At 73.6% G+C, this 21,508-nt stretch carries 13 protein-coding genes; 4 read left to right on the forward strand and 9 right to left on the reverse strand.

The window, feature by feature from the left end; translation table 11 throughout:
• Positions 1-8: 8 nt before the first annotated feature.
• The 9 genes from OH804_RS14370 to OH804_RS14410 form a co-directional block, all read right to left on the reverse strand.
• Entirely contained in the window at positions 9-3,557 is a 3,549-nt protein-coding gene (locus OH804_RS14370; protein WP_406065681.1) for an amino acid adenylation domain-containing protein, read from the reverse strand.
• Complete coding sequence (locus tag OH804_RS14375) at positions 3,554-5,863, reverse strand: lantibiotic dehydratase (RefSeq protein WP_406065683.1); 2,310 nt, start codon at positions 5,861-5,863, stop codon at positions 3,554-3,556. Before OH804_RS14375 ends, OH804_RS14370 begins: the two co-directional genes overlap by 4 nt.
• Positions 5,860-8,958, reverse strand: a complete 3,099-nt coding sequence (locus OH804_RS14380) for a thioesterase domain-containing protein (RefSeq protein WP_406065686.1) — start codon at positions 8,956-8,958, stop codon at positions 5,860-5,862. Before OH804_RS14380 ends, OH804_RS14375 begins: the two co-directional genes overlap by 4 nt.
• Complete coding sequence (locus OH804_RS14385) at positions 8,955-12,497, reverse strand: beta-ketoacyl synthase N-terminal-like domain-containing protein (protein WP_406065688.1); 3,543 nt, start codon at positions 12,495-12,497, stop codon at positions 8,955-8,957. Before OH804_RS14385 ends, OH804_RS14380 begins: the two co-directional genes overlap by 4 nt.
• A 586-nt stretch (positions 12,498-13,083) precedes the next feature.
• Positions 13,084-13,671, reverse strand: coding sequence for a DUF2267 domain-containing protein (locus tag OH804_RS14390; protein ID WP_406065690.1), 588 nt, complete (start codon positions 13,669-13,671; stop codon positions 13,084-13,086).
• A 68-nt stretch (positions 13,672-13,739) separates the two neighbouring features.
• Positions 13,740-14,138, reverse strand: a complete 399-nt coding sequence (locus OH804_RS14395; RefSeq protein WP_406065692.1) for an NUDIX domain-containing protein — start codon at positions 14,136-14,138, stop codon at positions 13,740-13,742.
• Between the two features lie 50 nt (positions 14,139-14,188).
• Entirely contained in the window at positions 14,189-15,541 is a 1,353-nt protein-coding gene (locus tag OH804_RS14400; protein ID WP_406066538.1) for an MGH1-like glycoside hydrolase domain-containing protein, read from the reverse strand.
• A gap of 50 nt (positions 15,542-15,591) precedes the next feature.
• Positions 15,592-16,413: a sugar phosphate isomerase/epimerase family protein gene (locus OH804_RS14405; protein WP_406065693.1), complete on the reverse strand. Its 822-nt coding sequence runs from the start codon at positions 16,411-16,413 to the stop codon at positions 15,592-15,594.
• The gene (locus OH804_RS14410) at positions 16,410-17,450 is read right to left on the reverse strand and encodes a zinc-binding alcohol dehydrogenase (protein ID WP_406065695.1); all 1,041 of its coding nucleotides are present in this window, start codon (positions 17,448-17,450) and stop codon (positions 16,410-16,412) included. The genes OH804_RS14405 and OH804_RS14410 overlap by 4 nt, the downstream gene beginning before the upstream one ends.
• 116 nt (positions 17,451-17,566) lie before the next feature.
• On the opposite strand from OH804_RS14410, the gene OH804_RS14415 reads away from it, so the two are divergent.
• The 4 genes from OH804_RS14415 to OH804_RS14430 all read left to right on the forward strand — a co-directional run bounded on the left by OH804_RS14415 (position 17,567) and on the right by OH804_RS14430 (position 21,505).
• Positions 17,567-18,961 carry an ABC transporter substrate-binding protein gene (locus tag OH804_RS14415; protein WP_196922627.1) on the forward strand — a complete coding sequence of 465 codons (1,395 nt, stop codon included), beginning with the start codon at positions 17,567-17,569 and terminating at the stop codon, positions 18,959-18,961.
• On the forward strand, positions 18,958-19,914 hold the full coding sequence (locus OH804_RS14420) for a carbohydrate ABC transporter permease (protein WP_210785044.1): 957 nt from the start codon (positions 18,958-18,960) through the stop codon (positions 19,912-19,914). Before OH804_RS14415 ends, OH804_RS14420 begins: the two co-directional genes overlap by 4 nt.
• Positions 19,914-20,780, forward strand: coding sequence for a carbohydrate ABC transporter permease (locus OH804_RS14425; protein WP_091406739.1), 867 nt, complete (start codon positions 19,914-19,916; stop codon positions 20,778-20,780). The genes OH804_RS14420 and OH804_RS14425 overlap by 1 nt, the downstream gene beginning before the upstream one ends.
• Before the next feature lie 110 nt (positions 20,781-20,890).
• On the forward strand, positions 20,891-21,505 hold the full coding sequence (locus OH804_RS14430; protein WP_196922625.1) for a methyltransferase domain-containing protein: 615 nt from the start codon (positions 20,891-20,893) through the stop codon (positions 21,503-21,505).
• The last annotated feature ends 3 nt before the right edge of the window (positions 21,506-21,508 follow it).

The following is a 21,508-nucleotide window of genomic DNA, read 5'->3' on the forward strand; positions in this document are numbered from 1 at the left end:
GTCCTTCGTCACGCGGTGCCGCCAGGGCGGCGGGGAGGGATACGGCGGGTACGGCCACGGCGGGCGGCGGCCCGCATCGCGGCCCGGGCCAGCTCCGGCCGGTCGGCGGCGCCGTCCAGGCTGGCGGCGAGGGCCCGGACGGTGGGGTGGCGGAACAGGTCGAGCATCCGGATCGAGCGGCCGGTGGCGGCGATCAGCCGGGCGTGCACGGCGGCGAGCGCCAGCGAGTGGCCGCCGATGTCGAAGAAGTTGTCGGTGACGCCGACCCGGTCCCGCTCGAGGACCTCCTGCCAGATTCCGGCGATCAGCTCCTCGGTCTCGGTGAGCCCGTCCGGTCCGGCGGGCAGCAGACCGGGCGGCGGGCCGGCGGCCTCCGCACCGGCGACCGTCATGGCGCCGAGCTGCGGCACCCGCACGGTGGGCCGGGGCAGGTCCCCGGCCACCGCACGGGCCGGCGCGTGCGGCGTGGCAGCCAGCGCGTCCACCAGGTCCGCCAGGTCGGCGAGCAGGTCCTCGATCCGGGTGGCGTCGAACAGGTCGGGGTTGTAGACCACCTCGACCCCGGCCCGGCCGTCGCGCTCCACCACGTAGACGGTGATGTCGAACGGCGAGCCGGGCTTGGGCACGGCCACCGGCTCGGCGCTCAGCCCGCTCAGGTCCAGTCGGGGCGGGGCGAAGTTGAGCACGTTGAACAGCACCTGCACCAGCGGCGCCCGGGCGGTGTCCCGGCCGACGCCCAGTGCCTCGACGATGCGTTCCAGTGGCGCGCCGGGGTGCGCCGTGGCCTCGTGCAGCTCGCCGGCGCACCGGTCGACCAGCTCGGCGAAGCTCGCGCCGGCGGTCCGTACCCGGACCGGCACGGTGTCGATGAAGAAGCCGACCACGTCGTCGAAGGCGGCCAGCCGCCGGTCGGCGACGATCGCCCCGAGCACGTGGTCGTCGCCGCCGGTGAGCCGGGCGATCAGCTCACCGAAGGCGGCGAGCAGCACCGCGGCGACCGTCGTGCCGCGCCGCTCGGCCAGCTCCCGCACGGCGTGGTCGGCCGGCGCCGACAACCGGACGGACGCCTCCGCGCCCGCGTAGGTCTGCACTGCCGGCCGGGGCCGGTCGCGGGGCAACTCCAGGACGGTCGGCGCGCCACTCAGGTGCCCGGCCCACCAGGCCAGATCGGCCTCGCCCCGACGCCGGTCCCGCGCGTCCCGCCACACCGCGTAGTCGGCGTAGCGGGCGCACAGCTCCGGCAGCGCGGGCGGCTGGCCGGCCACCGCCCGGCCGTACCCGGTGGCCAAGTCGTCGTAGCAGACCCGCTCGGACCAGCCGTCGAAGACCGCGTGGTGCCAGGTGACCGCCAGCACGTGCTGGTCCGGCCCGAGCCGGTAGACGGTCACCTGCCAGGGCGGCCCGGTGGCCAGGTCGAACGGGTGCGCGGCGCCGGCGGCGAGCATCCGGGCCAGCTCCGCCTCCCGGTCGATGCTGTCGGTCAGGTCGACCACCGGCACCGCCACGTCGGTGGGCTCCGCGCAGACCGCGTACGGCACGCCGCCGGTCTGCGGGATGCGCCACCGCAGCACGTCGTGCCGGACGGCCACGGCCCGCAGCGCGGCGCCGAGCGCGGCCGTGTCCAGCGGCCCGCGCAACCGGTGCGCCACCGCGATGTTGTACGGCGCGCTGGACGGCGCGAGCTGGTCGACGAACCAGAGCCGGCGCTGCGGCGGGGAGAGCGTCGGCGGGTTGCCGGTGCTCAACTCGTCGCCGGCGCTCGGCGCGACGGCGACCTGCTCGACCAACCGGCCGAAGCCGCGCAGCGCGAACACCTCCCGGGTGTCCACCTGCCGGCCCAGCTCGTCGCGCAGGGCGGCCACCAGCCGCATCGCCGCGATGGAGTTACCACCGGCGGCGAGGAAGTCGGTGTCCGGACCCGGCGGCGTGCCCAGCAGCCGGGTCCAGATCCCGGCCACCGCCGCCGCGACCGGGTCGTCGGTCAGGTCGGAGGGCACCGCCGCGTCGACGGGCGTGCCGCCCGGCTCGGCCGGTGGGGTGGTGAGGGCGGTGACGGCCAGCGCCCGCAACGCCGGCCGGTCCAGCTTGCCGCTGGTCGGGCTCACCGGCAGCGCGGCGCGGCGCAGCACCCGGGCCGGCAGCATCGCGGCGGTCAGCCGACTGCCGGCGTACGCGCGCAGCCGCGCGTCGTCGGGCGCGTCCGTCGGGGTGAGGAACGCGACCAGCTCGGTGCCGGCCGGCCCGGCCACCGCCTCAACGGCCACCGAGGCGACGCCGGGCAGGTCGGCCAGCACCGCCTCGACCTCACCCAGCTCGATCCGCTGCCCCCGGATCTTGACCTGCCGGTCGGCCCGGCCGAGGTAGACGATCCGCCCGTCCGGGTCGTGGCGGACCAGGTCACCGGTGCGGTACAGGCGCTCACCGGGCAGGCCGGAGAACGCGTCCGGGACGAAACGCTCGGCGGTCAGCGCGGGCTGGCCCAGGTATCCGTCGGCCAGCCCGGGCCCGCCGATCAGCAGCTCACCGGTCTCCCCCACCGGCATCGGGTCCAGCGCGGCGTCCACCACGTACGCGCGATGGTTGGGCAGCGGCCGGCCGATCGGCACCGGGTCGGTCTCGGTGGCGCTCAACGGGCCGCTGACCGCCAGCACCGTGGTCTCCGTCGGCCCGTACCCGTTGAGGAAGCGCCGGCCGGGCGCCCAGCGCGCGGCCAACGCGGCCGGGACGGCCTCGCCACCGCACAGCACCGTGCGCCAGTCGGGCACCTCCTCCGGGTCGAGCATGGCCAGCACGGTGGGCGTGATGAAGCCCCAGTTCACCTCGTGCGCGACGATGAACCGGGCCAGGCGCACCGGGTCGGCGCGGTCCTCGGCGCCGAGCAGCTGCACCGTGCCACCGAGCAGCAGCGGGACGAACAGGTCCATGGTCGCCGCGTCGAAGCCCAGTGAGGCGATGCCCAGGCTGCGCACGCCGGCGTCCGCGCCGCTGAGCGCGACCACGCCGCTGACGAACTCGACCACGTTGCGGTGGGTGGTGAGCACACCCTTGGGTCGGCCGGTAGAGCCGGAGGTGAACAGCACGTACGCCGGATCGCCGGGGCGGGCCGGGCACGGCGCGAGGGAAGCCGGACCGGGCAGGCCGATCGCCTCGACACCGGGCGCGGCGCCGAACTCGGCCTCCGCGGCGTCGCCCACCACCAGGGACAGGCCCGCGTCGGCGGCGATCGCATGCAACCGCCGACGCGGGCCGCCCGGCTCCAGCGGCACGTAACAACCGCCAGCCAGCAGCACACCGAGCACGGTGGCCACCAAGTCGGGTCGACGGGTGCCGCACACACCCACCCGGGTCTGCCGACCGACCCCCCGGGCACGCAGCGTGGCGGCCACCCCGGCGGCCCGGGACAGCAGCTCGGCATAGCTGAGCCGCGTGTCCCACTGGCGCACGGCCACCGCGTCCGGGGTGCGGGCGGCCTGCGCCACGACCAGCTCGGCGAGCGTCGCGTCCGGCCAGGGCAGCGACTCGCCCCGCACGGCGCTGACGGACAGGATGTCGGTCACCCGTTCCCCCCGGGGTAGCTGCTCGGATCGGTGACCTGCAGGCGGAGCTCGTTGACGTACCCGCGGCCCTCCGCGTCGGTCACCCAGCTGTCGTCGGGCGTCGGCAGCAACTCGGTGACCACGATCGCGACGTCCGGCCCGGTACGGGCGGCGGCGTCGACCATCGCGCACAGCGACTGGGCGTAGAGCGGGCCGGTCAGGTCTACATAGCAGGGCTTGACCTCGGTGCCGAGCTTCACGAACACCCGCTCCGGCAGGCCGAGCCGGGCCCGCCACCGGCGCACCGCGAGGAACCGGCCGGCCTCCCCCTTCACCCCGGCCAGACCGCTGTCCCCCACCGTGGTCCGCCACGTCCGCCGGGCAACCACCAGGCGGTCGATGGTGATCCGGGGCGTGTGCGGCGCCGGGTCGAGCAACTTGAAGCTGTCCAACAGCAACGACCCGAGCAGGTTGGCGAAGACCTCCACCAGCGGCCAGCGGCTGCCGTCGGGCAGCACCGCCTCCAGCCGGTCACCCGCCGGCACCACCCGCACCTCGGTGGCGGGGACCAACCGGTCGATCTCACCGCCGCGGGCGGTGTCGATGCCGAGCTGCCGGTCGGCCGCGCTGTTCAGCCCGTACGTGGTGCGGGTGGTCACCCTCGGGAAGCCCTCGGGGTAGAGCACCCGGACCCGGGCCGGGCCGAGGTCGGCGTCCAGCCCGGCGCGCAGCGCCACCGGGTCCGGGTGGAACGGCACGAAGACCGCGCTGTCGAAGGGCACGTGAGCCGGGTGCAGCTCGCCCAGCACCAGCAGGAACTCACCCCGGTTCAACGCGTCCAGGTCGACGGCGCTGATCTGCACGTCCGGGCTGTGGATCCGGCCGGACGGCCAACCCGGCGCGGTCGCCGGGAACACCCGGTGGGCCCGCTCGGTCAGCTCCGCGGCGCTGAGCCGCAGCTCCGACTGCCCCGGCGGCAGCGCGGCCAGGTCGAACAACTCCGCCCAGCGGGCGGTGAAGCCGGCTCCGGCGGCAGCCAGTGGCCCCTCCGGGGCGAGCAGCAGCCCCTGGGCCAGGGACCAGACGTCGGCCAGCCGCACCGGGCCGTCGGCGCGCAACTCCTCGTACAGCTCGCCGAGGAGCCGTTCGCAGGCGGCGCCGATCTCCGCGGTCAGCCACCGCGCGGCCTGGAGCAGCACGGCCAGCGGCGCGGCGAGGGCATCGAGCACCCCCGCACCGACGGTCACGCTGAGATCCCGGGCGGTCTCCTCGTACACCACCGTCCGGCCGACGTACATCTGACCGGCCTGCCGGGTGGCGGGCCGACCGGTGACCTCGGTGAACTCCGCGTTCAGCGCCTCCAGCGCGGCGCCCAACCGGTCCGGGTCGCCAGCCGCCGCGGCGACGTCGTCGCGGCGCGCACAGAGCCGGTCGAAGCCGTCGATCACCTCGGCGCGCAGGTCGGCCGCGCCGATCGCGTCCAGCCGCTCCCGCAGCACCTGCTCGGCCCGGGGGCTGATCGGCAGACCGGCGTCCCAGGTCAGCAGGCCACGCTCGACCAGTCGGTCGAGCAGCAGGTACGCGTCGGCGGCGGAGCGCATGCCGGCGTCGCCGTCGGCAAGGATCCCCTCGACCAGCCGCAGGGCCGGCGTACGCCCGTCGCACCCGGCCAGCAGCCGGGCCTCCAGCGTGGACACCTCCACCGGGGGGTGCAGCGGCCGGTGCAGCCGCCGGCCCTCCACCGTCAGGTGCGGCGCCAGCGCTGGCGCCCACCAGCGACGCACGTCCAGGTCGTCGGCGAGCCGATCGGCGTACGCGATCAACGCCCACGCCTCGAAGCGCACCAGCCGGCCCGACAGCAGCCCCGGCCCCGGGCGCAGCCGGGTCGACTCCTCAGCGGGGTCGAGGACGCCCCAGCAGACCGGGCCGAAGAAGCCGATCGTCTCGGCCTTCCCGCAGTAGCGCTGCCAGTAGCGCAGCAGGCTCAGTTCGCGCCGGCGCCGCCAGTGGTTGCGCACCGACGGGTCGGTACGCAGCAACCCGTCCAGGGCGGTCAACATGGCCGGGTTCTGCCAGGTGACCGCCTCGCGCAGCAGCGGATCGGCGGCGATCTCGCCGGCGGTCACCGAGGCCCCGGCCAGGGCCTCGGCGAACGCCTTGTCGAACAGGTCGGCGCTGTCATCGCAGGCCAGCAGCGCGTCCGCGGCGGCGGCGGCCTCCGGGGCGGCGAAAGCGGCCAGGCCGTCGGCCGGGAAGCCGGCGGTACGCAGCACCACGTCGCGCCAGACCGACCAGCCCGTCGTGCCGAGGGGCAACAAGTGCTTCATCGAATCAGCTCCGGCTTGTCGGTGTCCACGATGTGCAGTCGTAGTTCGCTGAAGTAGCGCCGGCCCGCCGCGTCGGGCACCCAGGCGTCCTGCGGGGTGGGCAGCATCTCGCTGACCACCAGCGTCGTGGCGTCGCCGCCGTCCCGGCCGGCCGCCCGCACCATTGCGCAGAACATCGTGGCGAAGGCGGGACTGCTCAGATCGACGAAGCAGGGCTTGGTCTCGGTGCCGAGCTTGACGTACACCTGCTCCGGCAGGCCCAACCGGCGCCGCCAGTCCCGCACGGCCAGGAAGCGGGCCCGCTCCGCGGTCACCGCGCCCAGGCCGCACGCGCCGACCGTGGTCCGCCAGGTCTGCCGGGCCACCACCAGCCGGTCGAGGGTGATCCGCGGGGTGTACGGCGCGGCGGCGACCAGTTTGAAGCCGTCGACCGCGTGTGTGCTGAGCAGCCCGGCGCAGACCTCGGTCAGCGACCAACGCTGTCCGTCGGCGGCGGCGACCACCAGCCGACCCGCCTCGTCGTGCACGGTCAGCGCCACGGTGGGCAGCACCCGGTCCGGGTCGGCGTTGGGCGCCGGCGCGAAGGCCAACTGCCGGTCGGTCGGGCCGATCAGCGCCTCCGCGACCCGGCTCGTGCGCCGCGGCCAGTCGGTGGGGAAGAGCAGCCGGATCCGGTGCGGACCGAGGTCGGCGGCCAGCGCGTCGCGCAGCCGCTCCACGTCCGGGTGCGACGGGGTGAACACCTGACAGTCGAACGACGGCCAGGCGGCGTGCAGCTCGCCGAGCACCACTGTGTAGTCGCCCCGGGCCAGCGCGGCCGCGTCGGCCGCGCAGATCTGCAGGTCCGGGCTGTGCAGCCGGGCGTTGGACCAGTCCGTCCGCACGGCCGGGAAGGCCTCGTCGACCCGGGCGGCCAGGTTCGCCACGTCGAGACGCACCTCGGTGGTGCCGGGAGGCTGCTGATCCAGCTCGAACAGCTCCGCCCAGCGGGCGGCGAACTGAGCGGCGACCGCGTCCACCGGGCGCTCCCCGGTGCCCCAGAACAGCCCCTGGACCAGGAACCACAGGTCGGACAGGGCGACCGGGGCGTCGCCGGCCTCGGCGCGCAGCTCCTCGTACAGCTCCCGGAACACCGCCCCGTACGCGTCCTCGAGCGCGACGGCCAGCCAGCGGGCGGCCCTCAGCAGCATGGCCAGCGGCGCGGCGACGGAGTCCAGCAGCGGCGCTCCGAAGACCACGTCCAGGTCCCGGCTGGTGTCCTCGTAACAGAGGGTCCGGCCGGCGTACATCTGTCCGGCCCGGCGTTGTGCGGCCTGCCCGGTCAGGTCCGTGAACGTCGCGTCGAGCGCGTCGAGCGCCACCCGCAGTCGGTCCGGGTCTCCGGCCACCGCGACGACCGCGTCCCGGGCGGCGCAGAGCCGGTCGAAGCCGGCCTGGGCGGCGGCCCGGGCCGGGGCGTCGCCGACGGCGGCGATCCGCTGCCGCAGCACCTCCTCGGCGGCCGGACTGACCGGCAGTTCGGCGTCCCAGGTGACCAGCTCGCGCTGCACCAGCCGGTCCAGCAGCGCGTACCCGTCCTCCGGTCGGCGCAGCCCGATGCTCGGGTCGGTCACCACGTCGCGCGCGGTGCGGTGGCCGTCGGCGGCGGTGAGCAGGGCCGCCTCCACCGGGGACAGCGGGACGGGGGGCCGGCCCGGCCGACGCACCTCCCGGCCGACGAGGCACAGGTGCGGGGCGAGCCGGGGCGCCCACCAACGGCGCACCGCCGGGTCCTGACCGATCCGCTCGGCGTACGCGGCCAGCGCCCAGGACTCGAACCACACCCAACGGCTGCGGGTCAGCGCGGCGCCGGGGCGCACCCGCGCCGCCACCGGCAGCTCGGGGTCGATGGTGACCCAGCAGCTCGGCCCGAAGAAGCCGACCGTCTCGTTCTTGCCGCAGTACCGCTGCCAGTACTTGAGCAGGGTGCGTTCCCGTTCCCGGCGTCGCACGTTGCGGGCGGCATCGGGGCCGCCCCGGGCCAGGCCGTCGAGGGCGACCAGCGCACTCCGATTCTGCCAGGTGACCGCCTCGCGCAGCAGCGGGTCGGCGGCCAGCTCGCTCAGCCCTCGGCCGGCGGCGGTGATCGCCGCGGCGAACTCCTTGTCGAACAGGTCGGCACCGGTGCCGCTGGCGAGCAGCTCGTCGGCCGCGGCGGCGGCCTGCGGGGCGGCGAGCATGGTCAAGCCCTCGGCGGGGAAGCCAGTGCTGCGCAGGATGGCGTCGCGCCACACCGACCAGCCGGTGTCGCCCAGCGGCACCCGGTGCCCGTCCGCCGCGGCGCGCGCCGGCCCGCCCGGCGTCGGGGAGCGAGCGGTCTCCCGTTCGAGCGCGGCGCGCAGGTCGGCGCGGATCGCCGCGGCCAGCCCGGGCAGCGCGTCGTGCAGGAAGAAGTGCCCGCCGTCCAGCTCGTGCAGGGTGAAGCCGGCGCAGGTGTGCTCCCGCCAGGCGTCGCTCTGCTCCCGGCTGACCGCCCCGTCGTGACGCCCGCTGAACACCACGATCGGCACCGGCAGCGGCTCCTCGGGTCCGTACCGGTAGCCGTCCACCCGCTCGAAGTCGGCGCGCAGCAGCGGCAGCAGCAGCTCGACCAGCTCGGGGTGCCCCAGCACCTCGCCGGGCAACCCGCCGCCGACCCGCAGCCGGCGCAGCAGCTCCTCATCGTCCACCTGCGACAGCCCGTCGAAGACGCTGGGCGCGTTGATGTGTGGGGCGCGGGCGCCACCCACGTAGAGCCGCAGCGGCAGCGGACACCCGCGTCGGCGCAGCTCGCGGATCACCTCGAAGCCGAGCCGGCCGCCCATCGAGTGGCCGTAGATCGCGTACGGACCGTCGGCCCGCTCGGCGATGGCGGTGGCCACGTCGGCCACCCGGAAGCGGGGGGCCTCACTGATCCGGTTCTCCCGGCCGGGTAGCTGCACGGGCAGCACCTCGACGTCCGGCGCGAAACGGCCCGGGAAGTGGCGGAACGCGCTGGCGCCGGCGCCGGCGTAGGGCAGGCAGAACAGTTGCACCGGCGCCGGATCGCGGCTGCCAGCGGAGAGGAACCAGGTCACCGCTCGCCTTTCTGAGGGGGGTCGATCCAGTACCGCCGCCGCTGGAAGGGGTAGGTGGGCAGCGAGGTGCGTCGGATGGCGTCGGCCGGGTGCAGGGCCGTCCAGTCCAGGTGTTGGCCGGCCACCCAACTGGCGGCCAGCTCGCGGAGCGCGCCGGCCGGGCCGGCGACCCGAGCGTCGGTGCTCAGCAGCTCGTCCAGCGCGGTGACCGCGCCGGCCGCGTCGGTGGCGACCACGGCGGCCCGGCAGCCGAACTCGCGCCGGCCCAGCGCCAGCGTCGCGGCGACCTCGGCGAGGGCAGGCGCGGAGCCGGCCAGGTGCCGCCGCAGCCGGGTCAACGCCGCCCGAAGAGCCACCGGGGTACGCGCCGAGACCGGCAGCACCTGCACCCCGGTCGGCCCCGCGTCGGGCGGTTCCGCCGGGGGCGGCTGTTCCACCACGACGTGTGCGTTGGTGCCGCCCAGCCCGAACGAGCTGACCCCGGCGACCCGACGCGGCGCGTTCGGCCACTCCCGTACCTTCGTCGGCACGTAGAACGGGCCGTTGGCCAGGTCGATCTCCGGGTGCGGCCGGGTGAAGTGCAGGTTCGGCGGGATGACGCCGTGCTGCACGGCGAGCACCGCCTTGATCAGACCGGCGATGCCGGCCGCGGCGTCGAGGTGGCCGATGTTGGTCTTCACCGAGCCGAGCGCGCAGGTCTCGGCGGGCGCGGTGCCCTCGTACACCTCGTGCAGCGCGGCCACCTCGATCGCGTCGCCGAGCGGGGTGCCGCTGCCGTGCGCCTCGATGAAGCGGACCTCGCCCGGGGTGACCTCGGCGGCGGCGAGCGCGCCGGCCACCGCGGCGGCCTGCCCGGCCGGGCCGGGGACGGCGAAGCCGGCCCGGTCGGCGCCGTCGTTGGTGACCGCCCAGCCGGGCAGGATCGCGAGGACCCGGTCACCGTCGGCCTGCGCGTCGGCGAGGCGGCGCAGCGCCACCACTCCGGCTCCGGAGCCGAAGCCCGCGCCCTGGGCGGCCTCGTCGAAGGCCCGGCAGCGGCCGTCCGGTGAGGCCAGACCACCCGGGATGTGCCGGTGTCGGGGCCACATCACGCTCACTCCGCCGGCCAGGGCAATGTCGCACTGGTAGTCGGCGAGGCTCTGCGCGGCGAGACATACGGCGACCAGCGAGCTGGAGCAGGCGCTCTGCACCGCCACCGCCGGCCCGGTCAGCCCCAGCCGGTAAGCGACCTGCCCGGGAAGGTGGTCGGCGAGCTGCCGACCGACCAGCCGGGCCTCCCAGTCGTCCGGGTCGACGTCGCCGACCACGGCCGGGTTGTCCATGAGGTGGAACAGGAAGTAGCGGTTGACGGAGGTGGCGGCGTACACGCCGACCGGGCCGGGGAACCGGGCCGGGTCGTGACCGGCATCTTCCAGCGCCTCCCACGCGGTCTCCAGGAACAGTCGGTGCTGAGGGTCGGTGCGGGCGGCTTCCTGGTCGCCGAAGGCGAAGAACTCGGCGTCGAAGTCGGCGACCCCGTCGAGCCGGCCGGTGGCCTTGACGTGCCGGGGGTCGGCGCGAAGTCCGGGGCCGACCCCCAGCGCCGCCAACTCCTCGTCACTGTGGTCGTGGATGGCGTCCACGCCGGCGCACAGGTTCCACCAGAACGTGGCCGCGTCCGCCGCGCCGGGGAATCGGCCGGCCAGACCGATCACGGCGATCTCGTCGCCGGTGTACTCGCGTACGCCGACGGTTGCGGCGGACGGGCCAGCGGGCATGGGTGGCACGGCGGCCAAGGCCACGACGGCCGGTACGGGTCCGACGGCCGGTGCCGGCGCGACGGCCGGTGCCGGCGCGACGGCCGGTGCCGGTGGGTCGACCAGCCGAGCCTGGGCGGCGACCGTCGGATGCTCGAAGAGCCGGAGCAGCGGCGGCCGGACGCCGAACCGTTCGGCCAGCCGCTGCTGCACCTGACCGAGCAGCAGGGACTGCCCGCCGATGTCGAAGAAGCTGTCGGAGCGGCCGACGGCCTCCCGTCCGAGCACGGCGCACCAGATGTCGTGCACGATCCGCTCGGTCGGGGTAGCCGGCTGGTCCCCCACCGACCCGGCTCGGGCAGGGTCGGGAAGGGCCCGCTCGTCGACCTTCCCGCTGACGGTCAGCGGGAACTCGGCGACCGGCACGACGGCGCGGGGCAACGCGTACTCGGGCAGGTGCCGGGCCAGGGTGGCCCGGAGCGCGGCCGGGTCCACCGGCGGCCCGGCCGACCGGACGTAGGCCAGCACGTCACCGTCGCGGGCGATGGCGCGCACCTCCGCGACGCCCGGCGCGGCGGCGAGCACCGCCTCGATCTCGGTCAGCTCGACCCGGAACCCCCGCAGCTTGACCTGCCGGTCGAGCCGGCCGAGGCAGCGCAGATCGCCGGTGGGCAGCAGCTCACCCAGGTCACCGGTGCGGTAGGTCCGCACGCCGTCGGGGTCGCGGCCGAAGGTGTCGCTGGCCTGACCGAGGTAGCCCGGCGCGAGGTGTTGGCTGCGGACCACGATCTCGCCGTCCGGTGCCAGTCGCAGCGCGTACCCGGGTAGAGCCGTCCCGATCGGCAGCGGGCCCGTGGCTGCCGGTTCGACGTCGGCAAGCGGCAGCGCGTATCGGGCCGCGAAGGTCATCTCGGTGGCCCCGTAGCCGTTGACCAGGACGCAGCCCGGGGCGAAGCGACCTCGGGACCGGGCGGCGTCAGCGTAGGTGGCCTGCTCGCCGCCGAGCAGCACCACCCGGACCCGGTCGAGCCGTTCGACGCCCGGGGTGTCCAGCAGGTACCGGTAGACGGTAGGGGTGGAGTGGTAGACGGTGACACCGTGGCGGGCCAGGTGCTCGACGGCGTACGCCAGGCCGTGCCGTCGCAGGTCGACCGGGACGACGGCGGCGCCGGTGAGCAGCGCCGGGTACAGGTCGGGGATGGACGCGTCGAAGCTGAACGAGGCGAGCAGGCTGAGCCGGTCGCCCGGCCGCAGGTCGAGGGTGGCGATCTGGTTGTTCACCACGTGCGCGAGGTTGCGGTGGCTCTGCCCGACGGCCTTGGGGCGCCCGGTGGACCCGGAGGTGAACAGCACGTACGCGAGCGCGTCCGGGTCCACCCGCACCGGTCGCAGCGGCGCGGGTCGCACGTCGATGGCCGGGACGATCCGCAGGCTCGGCCGGTCGGCGGCGAGCCGTCGGGCCAACTCGGTGTGCTCGCCCCCGCAGAGCAGGGCGGTGGCGTCTGCGCCGTCGAGCAGTTGGCGCAGCCGCTGCTCGGGCAAGCCGGGGTCGAGCGGCACGTAGGTGGCGCCGGTGGCGAGCGTGCCGAGGATGGCGGCGATGGTGGCGGCCCCGTGTGCGGTCAGCAGGCCTATCCGGTCGCCGGGCTGGACGCCCGCTGCGGTCAGCAGGTCGACGTGCCCACCGGCCAGGCCGGCGAGGGTGGCGTAGTCGAGCGGGCCGGTGTCGCCGAGCACGGCAGGCTGATCGGAACGGGTGGCGGCGACGTCGACGAAGTGGTGGACCAGTGTCGAGGTCTTCATCTCAGAACGCGCGCGGGCATCCACAACGGACAGACACACGGCGATAGATGACAGTGATCATGATCCCCCCCAGGACTTCACAATGGAAGGAGCATAGAGTTCGATGGCCGTTGAGAAAGATCATCGATGAGAGTCGGACCAAAGGGTCGACTCGGGGCTCGGACGACGGACGTCGAACTTCATCCGATCATCCCTCTGGCGCGGCAGCGGATTTTCACCTAACACGACTTCATCCGGCTGATTTTTCGGCGTGACAATCCTTGCGCGGTGGATTTTCGCGATAGCCACAATGCGGTCGAGTAATCGACAGCCCGCCGGTCTACGGCCGGATCAGTGCCCGTACGAATGGTGAGCGCCAGGGAGCAGCCGTGGCCGGAGGGTCGAGCGGGCGACGCGAGCGGACGGCGCGGGGCCGGATACTCCGTTGAGCGTGATGTCTGTGAGTCATCTTGATGACTCACAGACATCACGCCGATCCCGGCAAGGCACGGCGGGCCGCCGAACACGCCTGCTCCGCCGCGTTCAGCTCAGCGACGCCAGAGCCGGCGCGGCACGAATCCCTCGCGGCGACGGAGCACGGGCCGGCTCAGGGCAGGTACGGGTCGGGCGAAATGGGAGGAGCGGACGCGGCACCGTCGCCTCCGCCGTCGCGCGGCAGTCGCGCCACCATGTCGCGGAACTCCCGTACGGTCATCGCCTCCCGCAACGTGGCGAAGACGGCGCCGGTTCCGACCCGGGCGGTGGCCGCATCCACCCCGGCGCGCTGTCCCACCCGGCGGAGGAACTCCGCCGGGCCGGCGTCCGACGGCGGTGCAACCGCGCCACCCACCTCCAGGCCCACGCCGGTGTCCAGCCCGCCCACGCCAGGCTCCGGTCCACCGCTCAGAAGCGGATCCACGCCGAGATCCGAACCACCGGCCCCGCCCGGATCCGGGGGTGAGCCCCCGGCCAGATCCGGACCAACGGCCCCGGCCGGATCCGGGGCCGGGCCGGTGAGGTAGCCCCCGACCGAGTTCGGAAGGTGCCCGGCGAGGTCGTCGGGCGGGCCACCGGTCACCCGCTCGGCCATCGTCTGGAGCACGGCGCGGGCGAGGGCGGCGGCCTGCTCGGTCGGCAGGCCGGACCGCCGGGACACCGCGTCGATGAAGTGCGGAAACCCGTCGCCGTCCGTCACGCCCCGGCGGTTACCCCCGGCCGACGCCGCCAAACCGCGCCGCCAACCCGGGCCGGCAACCTGGGCCGTCAGCGCAGCAGATCCTCCGCCAGCAGGTAGTCGAAGATGATCTGGTCGACCGGCGACGTGCGGTGCCGGTCGGCGTACCCGAGCCAGGCCATCTCGGCGATCTCGCTGGCCGGCCGCAGCTGCCCGTGATAGCCGGCCCGGTAGCAGGTCATCCGCACCGTGGTGCCGGCAGCGTGGCCGTGTGCCTCGGCGGTGAAGGTGCCCAGGTGTACGGCGCCGGGCACGTCGACCTCGACGCTCAACTCCTCGTCGATCTCCCGGCGCAGGGTCTCCAGGTCGGTCTCGCCCGGCTCGCGCTTTCCACCCGGCAGGTACCAGACGTCCTTGCCCACCGACCGGGTGCTCAGCACCCGACCGTCCTGCAACAGGATCCAGGCCACCTTGTCAATCTCGCGCACGTTGCTCCTCACGGCCGCCGGGATCGGGGACGCTACCACCGGCACCGCGCTCAGTCGGCCAGCAGGTCGAGCAACAGCGCGGCCGTCCAGCCGAACGACGGCGAGCCCAGCCCGGCGCCGGTGTCCGGGTGGAAGTACTCGTGGCAGCCGGCACCGGCGACCAGACCGATCATCGAGCGGCGCAGCCCGGCGGCCAGCTCCGGGTGCCCGTGCGTGAGCAGCCCACGCCGGACCAGCCAGCCGATGTTGAGCCAGCTCGGCCCGCGCCAGTAGCGCAACGGCTCGAAGTCCGGTGCGGTGCGGTCGTAGGTGGGTAGCGGCCGGTCCATCCGACGGGCCACCCCGAAGCGCGCCGACCGGGCTTCGACGACCAACGCGTCGGCGTGCCGCGCCGGCAGGTCGGGCAGGATCAGGGGGGTCAGGCCAAGCACGGTACGGGCGCTCACCAGGCGGTCGGTGCGCAGGTCACGGGGTTGGAACGTGCCGGTGTCCGGGTCGTGGAGCCGGCGGAGGAGAGCCTCGGTGATCCGGGTCGCGCGGGCCCGGTGTGGCCCCGGGTCGTCGCCGATGAGCGTGGCGATCTCAGCGAGGGCGTGTTCGGCGGCCCCGAACGCCGCGTTGAACAACGGGCACTCCACCAGGAACGGGTGACCGGCGGCCAGGTCGCGGTCGGCGTAGCCGTGCTCGCGGTAGGCGGCGACGATCGCCAGGTAGCGCGCGTAGTCCAGGTCCGTGGGGCGGTGTGCGGCGTCGGCGTGTGTGGTGTCGTGCCGACGGTACGCGCGCATGACCGCCGCCTCGGCCGGCACCGCGGCCATCGGCTCGTCCCACGCCGGGCTGTTGTCCAACCCGGACTCCCACGGGTGCACGATGCAGACCAGCCCGTCACCTGCCACGTCCCGCCGGTCGGCCAGGTAGCGCTGTTGGGCGACCAGCGCGGGATAGAGCCGGCGCAGCGCGGCCAGCCCCGTGGGGTCGGGCGCCCGCCGGTACGCCAGCAACGCGGCGAGCGCGTGCACCGGCGGCTGGACCAGGCCGGAGGTGGCCATCGCCGGTGCTCCCGGCACGTCGGCCGAGCGCCACATCTCCGGCCCCGGGAAGTACGCGCCGACCCGCAACGCCGGGTTGAACACGATGTGCGGCACCCGCCCGTCGGCCCACTGCGCCCGAAAGAGGCTGGTCAGCTCCCGCCAGGCTCGGTCGGGGCGGACCTGGGCCAGCCCGATCGCGATGAACGCGGAGTCCCAGCTCCACTGGTGCGGGTAGAGCGTGCGCGAGGGCACCGTGTGGTCGTGCTCCCAGTTGGCGTCGAGCGTGTCGACAGCGAGTCGACGCAGCCCGTTCGCGTCGGCCGGGCCACCCGTGCCGGCGGCCTCGGCGCGCGCCGCCCCGGCGTCAGCGATCCCGTCGACACCGGCTGTCGCGTCGACGCTGGTCGGCCCGGCGTCGGCGGTCACGCGGCGGCCCGCCGGGGCAGCGCGTGTCGCAGCACCGTGGCCGCCTGTTGCAGTGCCCGGACCGGGTCGCCGCGCAGCCGGCACTCCAGGGCCAGCCAACCCCGGTAGTCCAGCTCCAGCAGGGTGCGCACCAGTGCCGGCCAGTCCAGGTGCCCGGCGCCGGGCTGGTACCGGTTGGAGTCGCTGACCTGCACGTGCCCGAGGTACGGGGCGGCGGCGCGCAGGGCGCGGTGCACGTCGTCCTCCTCGATGTTCATGTGGAAGGTGTCGGCGACGACCCGGACCGACGGCAGCCCGAGCGCGGCGCAGAGCGCCACCGCCTCGTCGAGACGGTTGACCATGTGGTCCTCGTACCGGTTGAGGGGTTCCAGGAAGAGGGTGACCCCCTCGGCCCGGGCGTGCTCGCCCAGCTCGCCGAGGGCGTCGAGGAGCACCTGCCGGTCGCCGTCGGGCGAGCGGGGCGGCTCGAACGGCGGCAGTCGCCGGGAGAACATCCCCCAGGCGGCCGGGGTCATCACCCCGACGCCGCCCAGCTCGGCGATCACCGTGAGCTGGGAGCGCAGGTTGCGGACGGCGTCGGCGGAGCGGGCGGGGTCGAAGTCGCCGATGAAGTGGTCCATCTCGACGCAGACGGTGGGCATCACCACCCCGGCGGCGCGGGCCCGGCGCAGCTCGGGCAGCCGGCGGGCGAACGCGAGGTCGCCGCGGCCGCGCAGCTCGATGCCCTGGTAGCCGAGGGCGGCCGCGAGGGCGTACTTCTGGATCAGGTTGGTGCCCGGCAGGAGTTGTTCCTGACAGGCCAGCGCGATGGTGGTCATGAGAACCTCAGCACGACTTGGAGGACGTCACCGGCGCCGCGGTCGAGCAGCGCGAGGGCGTCGGCGACCGCGCTGGCGTCGACGATGTGGCTGACCAGCGGCAGCGGGTCGACGCTGCGGTCGGCCACCAGGTCCATGAAGGTCTGGGCGACCCGGTCTCCGGTCCACCGGCCCGCCATGCTCGGTGCGGGGGTGGGCCCGGAGACCTGGGCGGCCACCAACTGGATGCGGTTGTGGTGGAACTCCTCGCCGAGGCCGAGCGCGTCGGCCTGGCCCTGGTAGAAGCCGGCGGCCACGACCCGGCCGGCGTGGGTGGTGGAGCGGATCGCCTCGTGCAGCGCCGGGTACGCGCCGGACAACTCCAGGCAGACGTCGGCGCCCCGACCGTCGGTGGCCTGGCGCAGCACGGCGGCGGCGGACGTGACGGTGGCGTCCACTGTGAACGTCGCACCGTACCGGGCGGCGTGCTCCAGCCGGTCGGGTACCGGGTCGACGGCCACCACCCGGGCCCCGGAGAGCACGGCGAGCCGGGTGGCGAGCAGCCCGATGACGCCCTGCCCGAAGACGCCGACCCAGTCGCCGAGGTGCAGGTCACCGGCGAGCACGGCGGTCAGCGCGATGGCGCCGGGGCGGGCGAAGACCGCGGCGAGCGGATCCAGGCCCGCGGGGAGCGCGCGGACCGCGTCGGCGGCGAGCACGGCCTCGGCCCGGTGCCCCCAGATGCCCCAGACGAGCTGCCCCGGATGCCGGTCGGTGACGTCCGGCGCGACCTCGACGACCTCGCCGACCTCTTCGTAACCGAAGCCGATCAACGGATAGGGCACCGGGGTCTGTCGGGGGACGAACATTCGGGCGGCGTCGTCCCAGTCCTTGCTGAGCCGGGGATTGCTGCCCCGGTAGAGGGTCAGCTCGGTGCCGGCGGAGATGCCCGAGTAGCAGGTGCGGACTCGGACCTGGCCGGGGCCGAGCGGATCCGGCGGGCAGGGCTCGAGGCTGATGCGTCGAGGCCCGGCGAGAGAGACCACCCAGTTGCCCATGTGTCACATCCCGGTAGCACTGGGCTCCAGGATAGACACAAAATCGCACTATGTCTTGTTATTGATCAATCGAAGGTGTTGAATCCGGCATGTACCCTTCGAGAGGAGTGCCACCGATGTCAGCACCTCCGAGGCGGATACTCGCCACCACCCTGATCATGACACTGGCCACGTCCACCCTGCTGGCCTGCGGGGACGACCAGTCAGACAGCAACAGCAAAAAGATCACCGTTTGGAGCCTGGAGGACGTCGCCGACCGGGTCACCGCCACCAAGGCGATCATCGCCGACTTCACCGCCAAGACCGGGATCCAGGTCGATCTCGTGACCGTCAACGAGGACCAGTTCCCCTCCCTGATCGCCGCCAACGCCGCCGCCGGCGACCTGCCCGACGTGGTGGGGTCGGTCTCCCTCGCCGGCATCCGCACGCTCGCCGGCAACGAACTGCTGCACGCCTCGGCGAACGCGGAGGTCGTCGACAAGCTGGGCAAGCAGACGTTCTCCCCCCGGGCGCTGGAGCTCACCGCCGACGACGGCAAACAGCTCTCCGTACCCAGCGACGGGTGGGGGCAACTGCTCGTCTACCGCAAGGACCTGTTCGCCGCGGCCGGCCTGCCCGCCCCCGACACGTACGAGCGGATCACCACCGCCGCGGCCCGGCTGAACACCGGCGGCGTCGCCGGAATCACCGCGGCGACCGCCCCCAGCGACGTGTTCACCCAGCAGACCTTCGAACACCTGGCCCTGGCCAACGGCTGCCAGCTCACCGACGACTCGGGGAACGTCACACTGGATTCGCCCCAGTGCGTCGAGGCGTTCCGCTTCTACGGTGACCTGATCCGCACCAGCTCCGTGAAAGGCGCACAGGACGTGGACACCACCCGGGCCACCTACTTCGCCGGCAAGGCGGCGATGGTGATCTGGTCGCCGTTCATCCTCGACGAGCTGGCCGGGCTTCGAAACGACGCCAAGCCGACCTGCCCGCAGTGCCAGGCGGACCCGGCGTTCCTCGCGAAGAACAGCGGGTTCGTCACAGCGATCAAGGGCCCGAACGGCACCGAGCCGGCCCAGTACGGCGAGATCAGCTCCTGGGCCGTGCTGGACGGCGCGGCGGCCGACCCGGCGAAGTCCTTCGTGGAGTACATGCTCAGCGACGGCTACCCGCGCTGGTTCGGCATGTCCCCGGAGGGCCGCTTCCCGGTCCGCAAGGGGACCCCCGCCGAGCCGGAGGCGTACCTGACCGCCTGGAACACCAGCCAGGCGGGCGTGGACGCGAAGAAGCCCCTCACCGACGTGTACGGCGACGAGGTGCTGGCCACGCTGCGCCGCAGCCCGGACACCTTCGGGCGGTGGGGCCTCAGCCAGGGCCAGGGCAAGCTGGTCGGCGCCATGCTGGGCGAGTTGCCGGTGCCCAAGGTGCTGGGCGACCTCGTCTCCGGCAAGTCCGACCCGGCGGCCACCGCCAACCGCGCCAAGAAGGACGTCGACGCCATCAAGGCGGGCGTCAATTGACCACCACCGCGCCCGGCCCCGGCCGCTCCCCCACCCGGGAGCGGTCGGCGCCACCCCGACGCCGACCGTTGACCCTGCGCCGCCGCGAATCCCGGGCCGGGCTCGCGCTGGTCGCACCGACCCTGCTCGTCACCATCGCGGTCATCGGCATCCCGATCGTGTGGACAGTGGTGCTCGCCTTCCAGCGGGTCCGGCTCGCCACGCTGCGCAAGACCGGCCTGTTCGGCGAGTTCACCATGGACAACATCGACCGGGTGCTGCACACCCCCGGCTTCGCCGAGACGCTGTGGGTCACGCTCATCTACAGCATCGGCGGCACCGTCGGGTCGATCCTGCTCGGTCTGGTGGCAGCCCTGGTCGTCCGCCGGCCGTTCCGGGGCCGCACCCTGGTCCGAGCATCCATGCTGCTGCCGTACGTGGCGCCGGTGGTCGCTGTGACGTTCGTCTGGCAGGTGATGCTCGACCCGCAGCTCGGCATCGTCAACGCGTGGGGTCAACGCCTGCTCGGCTGGGACGCCCCGGTGCCGTTCCTCACCCAGGAGTCGACAGCGCTGGCCACGGTGATCGTCTTCGAGGCGTGGCGGTACTTCCCGTTCGCGTTCCTGTTCCTGCTGGCCCGGCTCCAGGCGGTGCCCGGCGAGTTGGAGGAGGCCGCCCGCGTCGACGGCGCCACCCCCACCCAGCGGTTCCGGCACATCCTGCTGCCGCAACTGCTGCCGGTGATCGCCCTGCTGGGCGTGCTGCGCTTCATCATGACGTTCAACAAGTTCGACGACGTCTACCTGCTCACCGGCGGTGCGGCCGGCACCGAGGTGGTCAGCGTGCGGGTGTACGAGTTCCTCACCGCCCGTACCGACATCGGTGCCGCTGCCGCGCAGGCGGTCGTGCTGGCCGTGGTGCTCATCGTGTTCGTGCTGATCTATCTGCGCTTCTTCGGACGGAGGGTGGGCTGATGGACCGGGACGTGGTCGAGACGGTGAGCCTGCGTTGGCTGCGCCGCCTGGTGATCGCCGTGTTCCTCGTGATCACGGTCTTCCCCTTCTACTACATGCTGGTGCTCTCGGTGCGCCCCATCGAGCGGCTGCTGCTCGACCCCGGCGCGCTGGTGGTCGGCTTCGGTGAGCTGACAGTGGCCACGTACGCCGAGGTGCTCAAGGCCACCGACGACGGCGGCCAGGGTTTCCTCACCTTCATCCGCAACAGCGGGTTGGTCGCCGTCGCGGCGACAGTGCTCACCCTCCTGGTCGCGATCCCCGGCGCGTACGCGGTGGCCCGGCTGCGGTTCTTCGGCCGGCGGCAGGTGGACTTCCTGTTCCTGGCGGTCTACCTGTTCCCGTCGATCGTCATCGCGATCCCACTGTTCGTGGTCTTCACCCGGGCCGGCCTGCGCGGCTCGCTCTTCGGTCTGGTGCTGGTCTACATCTCGCAGACGTTGCCCGTGTCGGTCTACATGCTGAAGAACTACTTCGAGACCATCCCGGTCAGCCTGGAGGAGTCCGCCGCCATCGACGGCGCCGGTCGGCTCGGCATCATCCGGCGGGTCAGCCTGCCCCTGGCGATGCCGTCGATCATGGCGGTCGCGCTCTACGACTTCATGATCGCCTGGAACGAGTTCCTCTTCGCCCTGCTGTTCCTGGTCGACAAACCCAACCGGTGGACGGTGTCGCTCGGGTTGTCCCTCCTCGCCGACGGGGTGGAGGTGCCCAAAACGGTGCTGATGGCAGGGTCGGTCGTGCTCACCCTGCCCATCGTGATTCTTTTCTTCGCCAGCGAGCGGCTGCTCACCGAGGGGCTGACCAGCGGCGCGGAGAAAGGCTGAGCCGGCCGGTGTCACAGTCCGGAAACGCCGGGCTGTGATGTCCCCCACGATCCCCTTCATGTCCGTACCATCGGCACGTTCTTATCCGGCACAGCTAAGGGAGTCGGCGCATGAGTCAGGCAGGGCGGCGTCAGCCGACCGAGACGGCGGGCGAGGACTACACCGACCGGCTACAGCGCCTCGGTGGTGCCCGTTGGAAGCGGATGCTCGACGTGCAGGCGCCGTACCGGTGGAATCTGCGCCGCCTCAATCTGGGCACCACCCTCGACGTCGGTTCCGGCCTGGGTCGTAACCTCGCCAACCTGGACGGCAACGGCGTCGGCGTCGACCACAACCCGACCTCGGTGGCGCACTCGCGGGCCGCCGGGTTCGAGGCGTACCAGGTGGACGAGTTCAAGGAGAGCCCGCACGCCCGGCCGGGGGCGTTCGACTCGCTGCTCGCCGCGCACCTGCTGGAGCACCTGCCGGCCGAGGAGGCGCTGGAGGTCATCTCGTCGTACCTGCCGTACGTGCGCTCGGGCGGGCAGGCCGTGTTCATCACCCCGCAGGAACGCGGGTACGCCAGCGACGCCTCACACGTCCGGTTCGTCGGCTTCGCCGAGGCGGCGCAGGCCTGTAGGGATTTGGGCCTGACCGTCACCCGGCAGTATTCGTTCCCGTTCGCCCGGCCGCTCGGGCGGGTGTTCACCTACAACGAGTTCGTGACGGTGGCCCGGCTGCCCTGATCC

Origin of the sequence: Micromonospora sp. NBC_00860 (assembly GCF_045207375.1) — a bacterium.
Lineage (GTDB): Bacteria > Actinomycetota > Actinomycetes > Mycobacteriales > Micromonosporaceae > Micromonospora > Micromonospora vinacea.